The 15,508-nt window shown below is 59.9% G+C and carries 14 protein-coding genes and 1 pseudogene; 12 read left to right on the plus strand and 3 right to left on the minus strand.

From position 1 onward, the window contains the following. Positions 1 to 3: 3 nt before the first annotated feature. Together sctV and sctU are read right to left on the minus strand one after the other, a co-directional pair. Positions 4 to 2,097, minus strand: coding sequence for a type III secretion system export apparatus subunit SctV (gene sctV, locus RZR99_RS29560; RefSeq protein WP_323123317.1), 2,094 nt, complete (start codon positions 2,095 to 2,097; stop codon positions 4 to 6). A gap of 8 nt (positions 2,098 to 2,105) precedes the next feature. Continuing rightward, the gene (sctU, locus tag RZR99_RS29565; protein WP_323123318.1) at positions 2,106 to 3,185 is read right to left on the minus strand and encodes a type III secretion system export apparatus subunit SctU; all 1,080 of its coding nucleotides are present in this window, start codon (positions 3,183 to 3,185) and stop codon (positions 2,106 to 2,108) included. 320 nt (positions 3,186 to 3,505) lie between these two features. Here sctU and RZR99_RS29570 point away from each other — a divergent pair, with 320 nt between their 5' ends. From RZR99_RS29570 to sctT, 8 genes are all read left to right on the plus strand, one after another. Further along, positions 3,506 to 4,078, plus strand: coding sequence for an HrpB1 family type III secretion system apparatus protein (locus RZR99_RS29570; RefSeq protein ID WP_323123319.1), 573 nt, complete (start codon positions 3,506 to 3,508; stop codon positions 4,076 to 4,078). Between the two features lie 17 nt (positions 4,079 to 4,095). Next, positions 4,096 to 4,485: a type III secretion protein HrpB2 gene (locus tag RZR99_RS29575; RefSeq protein WP_323123320.1), complete on the plus strand. Its 390-nt coding sequence runs from the start codon at positions 4,096 to 4,098 to the stop codon at positions 4,483 to 4,485. Positions 4,486 to 4,556: 71 nt separating this feature from the next. Further along, positions 4,557 to 5,339 carry a type III secretion system inner membrane ring lipoprotein SctJ gene (sctJ, locus tag RZR99_RS29580; protein ID WP_323123321.1) on the plus strand — a complete coding sequence of 261 codons (783 nt, stop codon included), beginning with the start codon at positions 4,557 to 4,559 and terminating at the stop codon, positions 5,337 to 5,339. A 3-nt stretch (positions 5,340 to 5,342) separates the two neighbouring features. Then, complete coding sequence (locus RZR99_RS29585; RefSeq protein WP_323123322.1) at positions 5,343 to 6,113, plus strand: type III secretion protein HrpB4; 771 nt, start codon at positions 5,343 to 5,345, stop codon at positions 6,111 to 6,113. Further along, a complete protein-coding gene (sctL, locus tag RZR99_RS29590; RefSeq protein WP_323123323.1) occupies positions 6,098 to 6,922 on the plus strand; it encodes a type III secretion system stator protein SctL in 825 nt (274 codons plus the stop codon). Before RZR99_RS29585 ends, sctL begins: the two co-directional genes overlap by 16 nt. Next, the gene (gene sctN / locus RZR99_RS29595; RefSeq protein WP_323123324.1) at positions 6,919 to 8,265 is read left to right on the plus strand and encodes a type III secretion system ATPase SctN; all 1,347 of its coding nucleotides are present in this window, start codon (positions 6,919 to 6,921) and stop codon (positions 8,263 to 8,265) included. The genes sctL and sctN overlap by 4 nt, the downstream gene beginning before the upstream one ends. Further along, a complete protein-coding gene (locus RZR99_RS29600; RefSeq protein WP_323123325.1) occupies positions 8,262 to 8,780 on the plus strand; it encodes a hypothetical protein in 519 nt (172 codons plus the stop codon). The genes sctN and RZR99_RS29600 overlap by 4 nt, the downstream gene beginning before the upstream one ends. Before the next feature lie 5 nt (positions 8,781 to 8,785). After that, on the plus strand, positions 8,786 to 9,607 hold the full coding sequence (sctT, locus tag RZR99_RS29605) for a type III secretion system export apparatus subunit SctT (protein ID WP_323123326.1): 822 nt from the start codon (positions 8,786 to 8,788) through the stop codon (positions 9,605 to 9,607). Positions 9,608 to 9,905: 298 nt separating this feature from the next. On the opposite strand, the gene RZR99_RS33440 is transcribed toward sctT, so the two are convergent. After that, the gene (locus RZR99_RS33440) at positions 9,906 to 10,067 is read right to left on the minus strand and encodes a helix-turn-helix domain-containing protein (protein ID WP_407655524.1); all 162 of its coding nucleotides are present in this window, start codon (positions 10,065 to 10,067) and stop codon (positions 9,906 to 9,908) included. Between the two features lie 50 nt (positions 10,068 to 10,117). Here RZR99_RS33440 and RZR99_RS29615 point away from each other — a divergent pair, with 50 nt between their 5' ends. The 4 genes and pseudogenes from RZR99_RS29615 (at position 10,118) to RZR99_RS29630 (ending at position 15,435) form a co-directional block, all read left to right on the plus strand. Continuing rightward, complete coding sequence (locus RZR99_RS29615; RefSeq protein WP_323123327.1) at positions 10,118 to 11,086, plus strand: alpha/beta hydrolase; 969 nt, start codon at positions 10,118 to 10,120, stop codon at positions 11,084 to 11,086. A gap of 84 nt (positions 11,087 to 11,170) precedes the next feature. Next, a complete protein-coding gene (locus tag RZR99_RS29620) occupies positions 11,171 to 11,902 on the plus strand; it encodes an IS6 family transposase (RefSeq protein WP_323123328.1) in 732 nt (243 codons plus the stop codon). Between the two features lie 395 nt (positions 11,903 to 12,297). Beyond that, positions 12,298 to 12,505 (plus strand): annotated as a pseudogene (locus tag RZR99_RS29625) (IS256 family transposase); the annotation flags it as partial. A gap of 386 nt (positions 12,506 to 12,891) precedes the next feature. Next, on the plus strand, positions 12,892 to 15,435 hold the full coding sequence (locus RZR99_RS29630) for a hypothetical protein (protein WP_323123329.1): 2,544 nt from the start codon (positions 12,892 to 12,894) through the stop codon (positions 15,433 to 15,435). Positions 15,436 to 15,508: the final 73 nt, after the last annotated feature.

Raw genomic sequence — 15,508 nt, forward strand, 5'->3', positions numbered from 1 at the left:
GCGTCAGATGATGATCCGGCCGATCGGGTGCAGGTCGACGTGTTCGCCCAGTTCCTGGTACGAGTACACGGGCAGCCAGCTGAGTTTCGTCTCGATCATTCGGCGCACATAGCGGCGAATGTCCATCGACGTAACGAGTGCGACGCCGTCTGTCGGCTCCGGACCGACGACTGCTTGGATTTTCTCGATCAACAGGCTGATCTCGTCAGGCGCAAGCGCTAGGAAATTGCCTGTTGGGGTCTGCTTGATTGCCTGCCGGATGTGCTGTTCGATCGGCAGGTCGAACAGCACGGCGGGCAGTGTGCGCTTGCCGCGTGTCGCGCGATGTGCGAGAAGGCGCGACAAGTCGCCGCGTACATACTCGGTCAGCATCAGCATGTCCTTTTCCTTCGGTCCCCATGTAATGAGGCTTTCCATGATGGTGCGGACGTTGCGAATCGAGATCTGTTCTTCCAGCAGGCGCCGCAACACGTCGGCAATCCGTTGCGGCGGAAGCACTTTCTGAACTTCTGCGACGAGTCCTGGGTGATCGTCGCCGAGTTGCTCCAGGATCCACTGTACCTCTTGGATGCCCAGGAACTGAGTCGCGTGGTGGCGCATCAGCGCGACCGAAGCGTGTGCAATAACTTGTTCAGGGCCCCACGTCGGGATACGCGCAGGTACTTCGCTGCTGTGAACCCACAAGGTCGGTCGTCCGCCAGGGGCGATTGGCGCGCGGGACTTGCCCTTCGCGACCAGAGCTTCGCGTTGTCGGAGGTCGTCGTCTGACAGCGGCGCCGCTGCCACGACGCGCTCGAGCACTGGTAACATGACAAGTTCGATCGGTAGCTCAATCAGTAGATGTGGCACGTCATGAATCAGGATCTCTGCGTGCATTGCCGGTAGGCCCGCTTGGGGCCACATTGTTATGCCGGGAAACGGTAACCCCAGTTCTTCCTGTAGTCGCTCGCGTTCCGCGCCGAATGACCGATCGAGCGTGGGCAGGGCCAATCGCAGCATCAGATCGGGTGCGACACGCACACCGATTGGGCATGCGAACTGCGGCGCGCGCGTCGTGATTGCAGACGTGTCGGCTTTAGCGCCAGAGCGTTGCATTGCCTGCAGACCTTCTGGTGCGGGCCCGTTCGAGGATCTTCCGCTATCCAGCTTGTATGCGATGAACGCAAGGATCGCGGAGAGCAACAGGAACAGCGCAACGGGGAAACCTGGAACCAGCGCGAAACCGAGCAGCAGCAGCGCGGCAAAATACAGTGCACGCGAACTAGAGCCGAGCTGCCGCCCGATTTCCTCGCCGAGTGAGCGAGGTTTGTGGCTGCGCTCGTCCGCTACCCGCGTGATCATCACGCCTGCCGCAACCGACAGTAGCAGAGACGGGATCTGCGATACCATTGCGTCGCCAACTGACAGGACTGAGAAGCGGTTTGCCGCTTCGCTCGCGCTCATCCCGTGATATTCGACGCCCACTGCGATGCCTGCGACGATGTTGATGGTCGTGATCAAGAGGCCCGCGATCGCGTCGCCTTTCACGAACTTCATGGCGCCATCCATCCCGCCGTGCAACTGACTTTCGATCGCAAGCGTAGCGCGCCGGTGCCGGGCTTCCTCTGGGCTCAGCAGGTTTGCGCGCAGATCGGCGTCAATGCTCATCTGCTTGCCAGGCATCGCGTCAAGTGTGAACCGAGCACCAACCTCGGCGACCCGCTCCGAGCCTTTCGCGATCACGATGAACTGCACGGTCGTGATGATAATGAACACGACCAGCCCGACTACGAGATTGCCACCCACGACCAGCTTGCCAAAGCTGTCAATGATGTGGCCGGCCTCGGCGTGCAGCAGAATCGATTTGGTCGATGCGATGTTTAGTGACAGCCGGTAGAGTGTCGTGAGCAACAGTAGCGACGGAAACGCAGACAACGATACGATGTTGGGCACATACATTGTGATCATCAGCAACGTGACGCTGATGGTGATGTTGAGTGCGAGCAAGACGTCGATCAGTTCAGGCGGCAGTGGCAGGATCATCAGCGAAATGATCGCGGTCACTAGTGCCGCGATGCCAATTTCGCCGCCGCCCGGGAACTTGAGGGCCTTGAACATAGGAACGCTTAGTTTGGAAAGGAGTGGGAAGGGGAGGCGGGTGGACGGCTCGCGCCTATCGCGTTAACCCACCGCAGGATCGCCGCGACCGTCTCGAACAGTTCTTCCGGCACCGGCTGGTTCAGCGTGACCTTGTAGAGTGCTCGCGCGACGGGCGGATTGCCGATGATCGGCACGCCGGCTTCGCGCGCCGCAAGCCGCAGCGACGCGGCGCCCGCATCCATGCCTTTCGCTATCACAACGGGGAGAGGGTGCTCATCGGGCACATAGCGTAATGCGACTGCGAAGTGTGTCGGATTGACGATTAGTACGTTGGCCAGGCCGATGCGCGGCTTCGGCGGCGTCATGGCGAGCTCACGCGCGAGGCGACGACGCTCACCCTTGAGCTCGGGGCTGCCTTCCTGCTCCTTGTACTCGCGCTTCACCTCGTCCTTACTCATCTTCATCTTCTTAATGAACAGGAATCCCTGTAGCTTGATGTCGATCGCACCAACCAGCAAGAAGATGCCGACCGAGACCATGCCGAACTTTGTCAGCATGTTCCAGAACATCAACGACAGCCCGCCGAGCGGCTGGTAGATCGAGCCGGCCACAAGCGGGAACAGCCACTTGATTGATCGCCACATCACCCATCCAAGAATGATCGCCTTGAAGACCATCTTCGCGCAGTCGATGAGGCTTTTCGCGGAAAAGATCCGCTTGATTCCGCTCACCGGATTGACAGCCTGCATGTTTGGTGTGACCGGCTTGGTGGCAATCCGGAAGCCGACCTGCGCGATCGAGCCTCCGGTCGACGCCAGCGCAGCGGCGAGCAGACATGGCAGAATGAGCTTCAGCGCGGCGGCGCCGACTCTGAACAGGTCAACTTGGATCTGCTGCATTGTACGGTCTTGGCCAACGAACGAGAGAGGGACTGACACGATTTCGTGCAGCCCGTCGCGGAACAGCGGCGCCGTCGCAACTAGCGCGATTAGCGCGCCCGCCATCGACAGAGCGTCAGAGAAGTCCGAGCTACGCGATACCTCGCCGTCCCTGCGTGCGTCCTCGAGTTTCTTGTCGGTCGGCTCTTCGGTTTTTTCGTCGCTCATGAGTGCGTCTTCGACGTTGTTCGTCCGGGTCGAATAAAAAGGGCACGACTTCACGTGCCGAATTTCGGCCGCTGCAACCACGCTAGCACTCATCACGCGTGACGATTGCTAGCAATGCGAAACTACGTGTCGCATACGGAAGCTGATATCTGGTGAATGCAGCGCGCTATGAACACTTCGCTATGCGCATGCTCACTTCGCATACGGAGAGGCGGGATGTGGCGAAACTGCTATGGTCGCGGCGTCGATCTCCAGCCGATGTCGCCACCACCCGCCGCGCGATCGGATGGCTTTCTCTCTCCTCTCAGGAACGCGTTGCCATGACCGTAGACACGCCGGAGTACCTGAACTGCAGCTCAGAATTCATTGGCGGTCTAATTGAGACCGTCTCCGTGGCACTGCTCGATAAATTCCCGAATACGCAAGTCGACCTGTTCGACATCGAGCAGGTGATCGATGCGCTGCGGCTTCTGCGTCCGCGGGTAATCGAGATCGACGCGCTGGACGGCCTTCTGCGTATGGCGAAAGGGCAATGGCAGGAGGCGAACCAGATCTTGCTTCGGGTAATCGAAATGCGCCCGCAGTTCGGCTATGCGAAGGCGCTGCTGGCGTTCTCGATGTCTTCGATGGGCGATCCGTCGTGGCGACAGGTCGCGACCGAGGCGCTTGCGGACGATCCGGGCAACAAGGATACGCGCGCGTTGGTCCGGGCGCTCGAAGTGAAGGACGAAGTGGATCGAGCGATCCGCAACCATCGTCCGGGCCAGCCATTCGTCGCCCCTGCGTCGATGGAAGAGGCCGGCGCGATCGGCGAAGAGTCTGACAGCACCGCGCCGAGCGCCCCCGCGCAGGCGCCCGAGGTGTTCCAGGTCGGGGCATTTCTACGTGCGTAATTCTAGGAGAAGCCGACATGCCTATCGATCCCGTGAATCAGTTTGCACCGGCCGCGCTCGACATTGCGGCGGCACCGGCAACTGCATCCCCCGAAATTACTCAACTGGGAGACAAGTTCAGCGCGCTAATGGCGCATGCGCCGATGGCGTCGCCCGAGCACGCGAACAGTCACGTGTCCTCTGTCGTTTCGAAAGCCGTCGAGGCGCAAGACGCGCAATTCCAACGCACGATCGCGGATATCGGAAAGCTGTCCGCCGAGGTGCCGGGTATGTCGATGGCAGAGATGAGCGATCGCACTATCCAGATGATGTATGAGATGACGAGCATGCAGATGAATATGCAGGTCAAGATGAGCCTCGCTGAATCGTCAAAGTCGTCAGTCCAAACTCTGATGAAGAACCAATGAGTTCCGCAATCCACCGGCTGGCGGAGCGGAGTGTCGCGAACGGCGAGTCTTGAAAGACGGATGGCAAGCCCATGAAGTCGAATCTTCGCATCGTGTGCGTGGCGATCGCTGCGCTGTGCATCGTTTTGCTTGGCGGATGCAAGAAAGAACTGTACGGCGGTCTCACCGAACAGGACGCGAACGAGATGCTGGTTGCCCTGCTGGAGCAGGGCGTTACTGCGAGCAAGGACAGCCCGGATGGCGGTAAGAACTGGACGCTTGACGTGGACGATGGGCAGTTGGTACGCGCGATGGAGGTGCTTCGTGCCCGTGGACTGCCGCACAGCAAGTTCAACGATCTCGGGGAGCTGTTCAAGAAGGACGGCCTCGTGTCGACACCGACCGAAGAGCGCGTGCGATTCGTCTACGGCATCTCGCAGGAACTGTCGTCGACGCTGTCGAAGATCGATGGTGTGCTGGTCGCACGCGTGCAGATTGTGTTGCCGAATAACGATCCACTCGCACAGGACGTGAAACCATCGTCCGCCGCGGTGTTTATCAAGTACCGCCCGGATGCAGACGTCAACACGTTGATCCCGCAGATCAAGACACTCGTGATGCATAGCGTCGAAGGGTTGACCTATGACCATGTGAGTGTCACGACCGTCGCGGCCGACGCAGTCGAGCTGTCGAAATTAGCTCCACCCGCCGCGAGCCCGTGGTCGATGGTGGCGATTACGGTGGCGCTTGTCGCGCTGCTGACTACTGTCGGATTCGCCGCGTATGGATTCGGCGCACGGCGCGGCACGGTGAAGCTGCGAGGCTGGCTTGATACGATCGCCGGTCGTTTTAGATCGGCCCGTAAGGAGCCGTAGGAAATGGTGAGGCTCATAGTGCCTACCGGGTCCAACGACGGCGTGGCGGCGGTACGCATTGCGATGGCGCTTGACTGTTACCGGCGCAACGTGGATCAAGTGGCCGATTGGGCGCATTCGTCATGGATTGCTGCTTCGTTCGGCGTGCCCGAAACGCGGATGCTGGGCTGGCGCGCGTTGCTTGTTGGCGCGCCGACTGGCGCCACCGAGCGATGCTCAAGGGCGCTGGTACGGGCGCTCAGTGTGCCGCCGCCTGAGTTCGCCGACTTGTCGCAGGGCGGCTTCAAGCGCACCGCCACAGTCGGGTTGGCACAGCCTAATGCCTGCCTGTTGGATGTCGTACCCGCGCCGGTGACGCTGCAGATCTGGCGGATGCGCGCGTTGCTGTTGCGGCGAGGCGAAGTGCGGCGGTTGATTGACCGCCACGCGCAGCGACGGCTCGCCGAGTGGACGGGTCTTGACGTGGATGTGCTGATGAGCGGTCCTAACACGGATAGCGCGAATGATGTGGCACGGCTAGCATCCGTGGCGATACCGCCTCTCGCAACGATGGACGCGGACACGCTCGCGATAGAAGGGATGCTGCTGGTGCTACGTGATCTGAAGGGCCCCGACGGGGTGCCGTTTCCATTGTCGCGTCTCGCGCTGGCTCGCTATGTGGACGCGCCCGCATGGCTCAACGCGTTGCCGACGCAGCACGACGAAGGTGGGACTGCTCGCCTGTTTCGTCGCCTGCCGGAATTGCTTCGGGAGTGGGCATGGTTATTTGGTTGAACAGTAGTCGGCTAGTGGCCGGCGGTGACGACCAAGATGATGGCCTGGACGTGCAGTTCGGGGTGCACGGCGATGTGGTTCGACGCGAGACGTTCGGCCATTTGCTGTCGATTGCGGATGCTTACGCTCAGCTCGACGCAGACCGCGCACGCGTGCTCGAGCAGGCACGGGTAGAGGCTGCTGCGATCGTTGCGGCGAGCGAGGAGCAGTCGGAGGCACTGCTAGACGCCGCCGGCGAAACTTACGAGACGGCTGCCCGGCGCGGCTACCGCGAAGGCTCGAACCGCGCACTGACGGAATGGATGGAGCGGCTTGTCGATGCGACCGACGCACAGAATCGGCTGCAGATTCGCATGCGCGAGCGGCTGGCGGATATTGTCGCGTCGGCTGTCGAGAGTATCGTTCACACCATGGATCGTGAAGCGTTGTTCGTCCGCGCACTGTCGACCGTTGACTGGATCATCGACAACTCGACTTACCTGCGCGTCGCGGTGAATCCTCAGGATTACGAGGTTGCGTGCGTTGCGTTTGACAAGCTTGCGGAAAAATGGCGTGACCTCGGCCGATTGATTTCGGTGTCTATCGTGGCTGATCGGCAGCTCGAACCCGGCGCGTGCGTGTGCGAGACCGATTTAGGATCGGTTGACGCGAGCTTACAGACGCAGTTGCGCGCGATGCGTAGCGCGGTTGCCCGTGCGCTGAAACACTCGATCTATCAAGACCAGGCCAACACCGGCAATGCGCGGGCGATGACCAGTGGCGATGGATCCGAAGCTGGCGACACGGTGGTGGCGGAGGTGTCGCGATGAAGAATGAATGGTTCGACCGTACGCTCGGCTTCGAGCACCTCACCGACGAGATCAAGCGTGAGATCCTCGCGCGGCCAGGCGTCCTGCGTACCGGCAAAGTGATCGAGGTGATTGGCACGCTGGTCAAGGTCAGCGGACTCGACGTGTCGCTGGGCGAGTTGTGCGAGTTGCGTACGCCAACCGGTGCGCTGCTGCAACTTGCCGAAGTAATCGGCTTCACGCGCGATTGCGCACTGCTGTCGCCATTTTCACGGCTGACGGACATTTCTCGCTCGACCCAGGTGAGCGGCATGGGGCGATCGCTCGCAGTCAAGGTTGGAGACATGCTGCTTGGGCGTGTGATCGACAGTCTCGGCAATCCTGTCGACGGCGGTCCTGAAATCGAGTCGGATGAGTTGCAGCCGGTCTTTGCGTCGCCGCCGGAACCGATGTGTCGGCGGATGATCGACGCGCCAATGGCTACCGGCGTGCGGGTGGTCGATGCGCTGATGACACTCGCCGAGGGGCAGCGGATGGGTATCTTCGCGCCGGCTGGCGTTGGTAAGAGCACCCTGCTTGGTATGTTCGCGCGCGGCACCGACTGCGACGTCAACGTAATCGCGTTGATCGGCGAGCGCGGCCGCGAAGTGCGCGAGTTCGTCGAGCTGATTCTGGGTCCCACCGGCATGGCGCGGTCAGTCGTCGTGTGTGCCACTTCCGATCGTTCGTCGATGGAGCGCGCGAAAGCCGCGTACGTTGCGACGGCGATTGCTGAATACTTCCGCGATCGCGGTCTGCGCGTGCTGTTGTTGATGGATTCACTTACGCGCTTCGCGCGCGCCGGCCGCGAGATCGGCCTCGCCGCCGGCGAACCGCCGGCCCGTCGTGGATTTCCGCCGTCGATTTTCGCTGAACTGCCGCGTCTGTTGGAACGTGCCGGGATGGGCACCAGCGGCTCGATCACAGCGCTCTACACCGTGCTCGCCGAGGACGATAGTGGCAGCGATCCGATCGCAGAGGAGGTTCGTGGGATTCTCGATGGACACATGATCTTGTCGCGCGAGATCGCAGCGCGCAACCAGTATCCGGCCATCGACGTGCTGGGCAGCCTGTCGCGCGTGATGTCGCAGGTGATGCCCGCTTCGTATGTCGATGCGTCCGCGCGGGTACGCGCGTTGATGGCGAAGTACCGCGAGATCGAGATGCTGCTGCAGGTCGGTGAGTACAAGCCGGGCGCGGACGCGCTCGCCGACGAGGCGATCGCGCGACACGACGCGATCACAGCGTTTCTGTCTCAGCGCACTGACGAGATCGTCGCGCTTGCTGACACCGAGGCGCGGCTGCACGCGCTAACCGCCGGTTGACGGCTGACGCGAACCGCCAGCGGATCGCCGCGCTCGTTCACGCGAACGCGCGCCGCACCCGTACCATCAACGCGTTGCGCGGTGAGCTGGCCGCGCTGGACGGTGAACGGGCAGAGTTGCTCGCGCGCAGTGCGGCGAAAGTCGAGCAGATCGACGGCGAATCGCGCGTGATCGTAGGCTACGAAGAACGCATGGCACGCATGATGGGCGGCAGTGAAGGTTTCCCGATCGACATGTTCAACCAGTATGTTCGCTACATTGGTGTCGTCACCGACCGTCGGCGCGGGATGGTCGCGGAGCTCGCACAATTCGATGATGAACTCGCTGGCGTGGAGCAGGCGATCGCGAGGACCCAGCGCGACATCGCGGTCAACGCGCAGCGTATCGAACAGTGCAGCGAACGGATCGCGGGGATCCGGCGGGCGATCGATCTTGCTCGCGAGGATGTGCAGGACGAGGAAAACGAAGAGATGGCAACGTCCCGGTTCATCCGGACGCGCGCGGCACAGGGATAGCCAAGATGATACAGACGCTCGGACCACTCGTCGATCTGCACAGCCTCCTCATCGGCTACCTGACAGTGACGGCTGTCTGCGCGCTGAGACTGTTCGTGCTGCTGTTCGTGTTTCCGCCGACCGCAGACGGCGTGATTCAGGGCACGGTCCGGAATGCAATCGCAATCATGTTCAGTGCATACGTCGCGGTCGGCCAGCCGATCTCGTTCATCGAATCGCTACATGGTTTGTACCTTGCTGAGGTGGCGCTGCGCGAGGCGGTGATTGGGCTCGTACTTGGCTATGCGGCGTCGACAGTGTTCTGGGTCGCGGAGAGTGTCGGCGTATATATCGATGACCTGACAGGTCACAACAACATCCAGATCACCAATCCGGTCAGCCAAGAGCAGAGCACGCCGATCGGAACACTGCTGCAGCAGGTCGCGATCATGGCGTTCTGGTCGCTCGGTGGGATGACGTTCCTGCTCGGCACGCTTTACGAATCGTATAACTGGTGGCCGGTTTCAAAAGGCGCTCCGATTGCTGGTGTGATCTTGGAATCTTTCGTGCTTCGGCAGGCGGATACGCTGATGCAGGCGATTGCAAAGCTTGCTGCGCCACTGCTGTTCATTTTGGTGCTGGTCGATATCGCGTTCGGGTTTGTGTCGAAATCTGCATCGAAACTGGACATCGCTAGCTTGAGTCAGCCGGTTAAGGCCGCGGTCGCAATTGCAATGCTGGCGATTTTCATCGGACTGTTCGTCGACCAGGCGCGCGGACAACTGGCCCTGAGTTCACTCGAAGCGCAGTGGAGTGGAATATTCTCGAATACCGGGAAAGCTGAGTGATAGAGCCGTACGATGCTACCAATTCGAATTTCGTCGATTCCTCTTATGGGCAAGTTTGAAAAGCCTGAGCGATATGCCTGAAGATGTTCCCGTACACGAGCGGGCAGCCGTATTTGATGAAAAATTTCGTGAATGTCCGAGCGACGCTCGAAGCGAGTGCAGACTCGACGAAATCAGTAGAACCAGGAGCGACTCCGTTTGAATACTCGTCGAAATTTGCCGAGACAACTGTCGGGCTCTACTAGTGCGGCGCCCGCGGGCGTCAGTGCGTTGCCAATCGACTGGTGCTCGAATAATTTCACGCCAAGTCGGGTTTCCTGCACGCAGATGGCGGCTTCGTCATGGCGAGTTGCTGAGCGGCCCGTGTCACGTTGCGCTCTTCGGCAACGGTAACGAAATAACGTAGAAAGTGAGGATCGACGATTTCATTGGTATGAAGTAGAAGCAGGAATCCAGCGATCCATGTGTTTTAAAAATGTGGTTTATCTGAATTAAACTGGAGAGGTTAGCGTGGACGATATTCGACGTAGATTGATGGGCGCGGCGCTTGTGGCTTCACTTGTACCATCGGCGCGGGCACAGGGCGTTGTGGACCGTGTTTGGAGGAATGGCCAGGCGGATGAGCCACCTGACGAGATTATCGACCTGTGGCCGAACACTCCACCTGACCCGTCTCCCAATGGTGCGGCAGAAGGCGAGCAAACCGGTAAAAAAGGTAGTGTGTCGCATGTAATGCGGCCTCGGCTCAACGTCTATCGTCCTGCGCGGCCCGGAGCTAGTGCGGCTCTTGTGATCGCGGGTGGCGGCTACGATCATATCGAACTGGGCAACGAAAGTACGCCGGCTTGCCAATGGCTGAAGTCGTTAGGGGTCACCGCATTTGAGCTGGTGTACCGGCTGCCTGAGCAAGGCTGGTCCAGGATCGCGCCACTGCAGGACGGCCAGCGTGCGATGCGCTTAATTCGCGCGCGTGCGCGCAACGAACGGTACGAGGCAGGGAGGATTGCCGTGCTTGGTTTTTCAGCCGGTGGACATCTTGCGGGCATGACCGCCGTCACGCCGGATTCCGTGCGTTATGCGCCTGTCGATGCCGTCGACCGCGAGTCCGCCCGCCCCGATCTGGCCGGCCTGATCTATCCGGTGCTAACACTGATGCCGCCGTTCAACCATACGAGCACACGGGTGCACATTGTCGGCGAGCACCCGACCGAAGAGCAAAGCGCAGCGCTGTCGGTCAATTTGCAGGTCAGTTCGAGCGTGCCGCGCGTGTTTCTCGCACAGGCATTGGACGACCCAGTTTCGCCGATAGATAACAGTCTCCTGATGTTGAATGCGATGCGTACCGCGCGCGTATCAGCAGAGCTACACGTATTCCAGACTGGCGGACATGGCTGGGGACTTGGCGCAGCAAACAGTGAAGTGCGTGCGTGGCCGGCGCTCTTCGAAACTTGGTTGCGTCTGAACCAGTTTTGCGCATGAGCTCGAGCGACCAATGTTAGTGCTTTGCTTCCTGGACTATAGAGGTTTCTCTGTGGCACTGTCACGTTAGCGTAGGATGACGGGATGAAGACGACATCGCTCTATCGTGGACATCGATTTCCAGCAACCATCATCAGCCAAGCCGTGCGTTGGTATTTCAGCTTCCAACTGAGCCTGCGTGACATTGAGGAGTGGCTGTTCGAGCGTGGCGTGATCGTCAGCCATGAGACGATCCGCCGCTGGTGCGACAAGTTCGGTACGGGGTTCGCCCATCGCGTCAAGGCCACCCGGCGCAAGCCGGGCAGCACCTGGCATCTAGACGAGATGGGGGTGTCGCTGCGCGGCGAGCCCTACCTACTTTGGCGCGCCGTCGACGAACATGGTGCCGAACTCGATGTGCTGTTGCAGAAGCGGCGCGACAAAGTCGCCGCCAAACGTTTCTTCCTGCGGGTGCTGCGCACCTGCCCGGCACCGCGCATGATCGTCACCGATCAGCTACGCAGCTATCCGGCGGTCAAGGCCGACATTCCGGAACCCGCGAATGTGAAGCATGTATTTGTCAAAGTCGCAACGCGCGTGAACAACCGCGTCGAGAGCAGTCATCAGCCCACTCGAGAACGCGAGCGTCGCATGCGTGGGTTTCGAAATCCGCAGCGCACGCAGGTATTCTTGTCGTGCGTCGGCCCAATTCGGCAACACTTCGCGCTCAAACGTCATGTGCTACGCGCGTCGCTCTATCGCAAGCAGCTCGCGACGCAGTTCGAAACCTGGCAACTTTTCACTGGTATGACCCAAGATCCGTCTTTCGCAGCCTGAGCGACCGGCTGAATACTACGGCTTTATCCCGCCAGCGCCAACGTGACAATGCCGTTGTATGCGATAAAAACGACAATATGCTCCTTGATCCGTACGTGGTGTTCGCACTTGATGTCTCACTTCGGCATTGGGCGACATGGAGTTCCCTGTATTTCACGGACAGGGGGCAGATCCACTTGATTGCTGCTTCGGANTGTATGCGATAAAAACGACAATATGCTCCTTGATCCGTACGTGGTGTTCGCACTTGATGTCTCACTTCGGCATTGGGCGACATGGAGTTCCCTGTATTTCACGGACAGGGGGCAGATCCACTTGATTGCTGCTTCGGAACCTGAAGTGCGCGTGCGGTCGGCGCCACTCTTGTCGGGATCGATGTAGAAGCCTTGACAGGGACGAACGCCATTGACTCGCTGCACGTGCAACTTCACAAGATCATCAAGGGGCGCGGCCACTTCCGGTCGGACGAAGCAGCGCTGAAGTTGATCTGGCTGGCACTGTGCAACGTCGTTGCCATCTGGACCGGTTCTCGGCACGCTGGAAAAGCGCGATGACGCACAGTTCGCACTGCTTTACCCTGAGCGATTCAATAGTGGAATCTGAATTTTCACCCGCCTCGCATACGAAATTCGGGCTACCTCTACTCCCCCGGGATTGCCGGCGCGACCCACGGATACATCTACTTCGCAAAGACCGCGATCGTTTCGCATCTTCAACGGATGTGCGCGGCCACTCGATGCTAGCATGATGCCAACTGAAATCTCGTCCAATCCCACCGCAGAACCTTCATGTCCGCAAAGCTCGTGAATGTACTGTCGCACGATAAGTCCGCGACAACGCCGACCATCGAGATGAATACTATCAGGACGAGTACGCAGAAAGCGTCGCAGTCTTCGCCGTTACCACGTTCCGGAGTACAAGAAGTACTCGGTCGCGGGGGCTACACTACACACAATGTGCTAAATACCGTTGCACAAGGTGCCACGCAATTGGACGGAGAGCGCACGAGAAGTTTTGCCGTAAAGAAGCAACCGTCGCTTCCAGAATTAGGCAATTTATCCGGCGGCTGGGGCGACAATACGATCAAGGCTCTCAATGCCGTGGCGCAAAGTATCACTCAATTGGACGGCGGGCATACGGCGGGCCTTACTGGCAAGAAGCAGCCGTCGCTGCGGTCGACATCGTTGTTCGATTCGTCGAAACTCAAGATGCGTCCTGGTTCGACGACTGATGCGATGCACGAAGTTGACGCGACTTTCACCGACACGACGAGCACGGTTGACCCGCCCGAGCCATCGCAAGTGTTTACCGTCGTCGAGACGACGTTGTACAAAACGGAAGCCGTGCCGATCGCCAAGACTGTCGAGGCGACCGAAGCCAGCAACAAGAAAATGCCTAGCGGCCACGTGGAAAGGCTTGCCTATGTGTTCGACAGTTTTTTCTCCGAAGTCGCTACGCGCAAAAGGCCTTCCAACGCGTCGTCCGTTAAGCAGTCTGTGGTGGAGACAAGCAATGCCCTCGTGGTGGCCGATGTCGCGCCAGCGGAAGTCGCCGAGCAACTCGATGCAACGCGTGAGCCCAACGAGCGTTTCAGCGAGTTGCTCAAACAGGGCGACATGGAGGTGATTCCCAACAGCGGCAATGGAAATAACTGCGCGATCTACTCGCTCGTGCAATGCGCTGCGCCTGATCTGCGCGGCCCGGATTTGGACGAAGCGGTCGGGAAGATCCGCACCGATTTCGACGCGAATCATTCGAAGGAGAGGGACCGGATGCTGCTGCTCGACACGAATGCAGGCGGGCACGGCGCGGAGCTCGTGTCGCTCGTGAACGAGCATTTCAGCGTCGACATGCAGATCGGTGTCGTGCAGGCGGGTGTGGACGAAGCGCATCCAGTGACGGCACTCTGCCAGTTCCACGGCAGCCAGCATCAGTCCGGGCAATCGCCGACGCATCGCGTCGTCGTCTGGGACAAGCACGGGCACTTCGAGGCGGTTATCGGCAAGCCGGTGAATGCCATTGAAACCCCGATCGACGATACAAAGCGGAAGACGGCCTCGCTGCCAGAAGACAAGGGTGTCAAAGCGCCTCTGTGGGACACGCCACTGTCGACTTCGACGAAACCCGTCACAAAGAAAGCGGCGGAAAGCCCGCGCTGGAGCAAAAAAGGTGACAAGCACGCCGATAAAACGCCCGACGGAACAGCGTTGGAGATAAAGAAAACAACAACCGAAAACGCAGTGTCGCGCACGCACGGTGAAGCACTGGAGCAACTCGTGCCGGACGTGTCCAAAAGTGCGAAGGCGTTCCGGAAACTCGGCCGGTGGATGTTCGCCGACAACGAGTACGCAGTCCCCCAGTTACTGAACAATACCAAACCAGAAATCCCCATCATGCAGGGCCTTGCCAAGACGGGTAAGGACTCCAAGGTCCCCTCGTACTTGCTCGCTGGGCACGAATTCATCGATATGGCATATGCAGGGCATGAGCTCACCTCTGCTGCAATGCGCAAGAGCCGCTATCAGACGAAGCTGGGCCAATGGCCGGCCTCCGCCGACGAGCCGAAGATCACGACCGGCGGCCGCGAGGTGCCGCTGTCGGAAGTCGCGCGGATGACCGACTTCCAGTCCCGCTACGACCTCAAGGTCGCGATCCTGGGCCAGTCCGAAGATTCGCCCGCGCGGGAAAAGATGCTCGACGTGCTGACGGGGCGCTATATCGCCGAGGTTCAGGGAAAGAACCGCGTGGTCCGGGCCGTGATCAGGACGACCATGTCCGCGGTGGGCGTCGGGGCGAACGTTGGGCTGGCCGTCGGTACACATGGCGCCGCGAACGCGGCGCTGGTGGGTGGCGCGATCCTGTCGGGACGGGATCTGATCAATAATCGCGAGGTCGCGCATTCGGTCAAGCAACACTATCGTGACAAGAAGATGGCCGCGATCGTCGACGGCGCGATGCGCGAACGGGTTGAGAAGCAACTGGCGGGAGAACCGAGCAAGGACGAAAAGGCGAACTGGGGCAGCCGGCGCGACGAGGTCAACCAGCAGTACATCTGGCCGAACGTCCGGCGTTTCGTGCCGATCAAGTTCGACCGGTTCAACGAGAACAAGTCGACCGACAACAAGAAACAGGAAGTCGATCTCGTGAAGAAACACGCCGCCATGCGCGTGGTCAGCGTGCTCGAGGAGAGCAACAGCCGCCACTCGCTGCGGGACGTCTATCTGGAGAACAGCGGTGTCCGGAAGAAGGAGCTGAAGCAATTTTATCGCGAGGTGGTTCGTGTCGATACGCGGGACGCTGGCCGCAGCGATATTGCATTGGCGGTACAACTGATGCGAGACTTGAACATGTCGAAGATGGAGGCGATCTCGCATTTGCGCGGGGCAGTGGTTAGTACCCTCGTACATCAGCGCCTTAGCATGGTCGATCGGAAGTCGATGATGAACGCATCCGATAAGATCGAGCGGCGGATGGCAGAGACGTCAGCCAGTCGTCTCGAATCGGTGATCGGCTCCGCAATGGCACGGCGCTAAGAAGTCTTAACAAGATGACGTTTGGGGGGCTGTTTACTTCCGATTGTTCCTGTTAACCTGATCGTTGTTTCGA

It is taken from the genome of Burkholderia alba (genome assembly GCF_034721475.1).
Taxonomy (GTDB): Bacteria; Pseudomonadota; Gammaproteobacteria; order Burkholderiales; family Burkholderiaceae; genus Burkholderia; species Burkholderia alba.

What these genes read in the sequence shown, in the direction of transcription:
- RZR99_RS29570 (WP_323123319.1), top strand. Translation starts at nt 3,506, where the DNA reads ATGACCGTAGACACGCCGGAGTACCTGAACTGCAGCTCAGAATTCATT.
- sctJ (WP_323123321.1), top strand. Translation starts at nt 4,557, where the DNA reads ATGAAGTCGAATCTTCGCATCGTGTGCGTGGCGATCGCTGCGCTGTGC.
- sctN (WP_323123324.1), top strand. Translation starts at nt 6,919, where the DNA reads ATGAAGAATGAATGGTTCGACCGTACGCTCGGCTTCGAGCACCTCACC.
- sctV (WP_323123317.1), bottom strand. Translation starts at nt 2,097, where the DNA reads ATGTTCAAGGCCCTCAAGTTCCCGGGCGGCGGCGAAATTGGCATCGCG.
- RZR99_RS29585 (WP_323123322.1), top strand. Translation starts at nt 5,343, where the DNA reads ATGGTGAGGCTCATAGTGCCTACCGGGTCCAACGACGGCGTGGCGGCG.
- sctL (WP_323123323.1), top strand. Translation starts at nt 6,098, where the DNA reads ATGGTTATTTGGTTGAACAGTAGTCGGCTAGTGGCCGGCGGTGACGAC.
- sctU (WP_323123318.1), bottom strand. Translation starts at nt 3,185, where the DNA reads ATGAGCGACGAAAAAACCGAAGAGCCGACCGACAAGAAACTCGAGGAC.
- RZR99_RS29575 (WP_323123320.1), top strand. Translation starts at nt 4,096, where the DNA reads ATGCCTATCGATCCCGTGAATCAGTTTGCACCGGCCGCGCTCGACATT.
- RZR99_RS29620 (WP_323123328.1), top strand. Translation starts at nt 11,171, where the DNA reads ATGAAGACGACATCGCTCTATCGTGGACATCGATTTCCAGCAACCATC.
- sctT (WP_323123326.1), top strand. Translation starts at nt 8,786, where the DNA reads ATGATACAGACGCTCGGACCACTCGTCGATCTGCACAGCCTCCTCATC.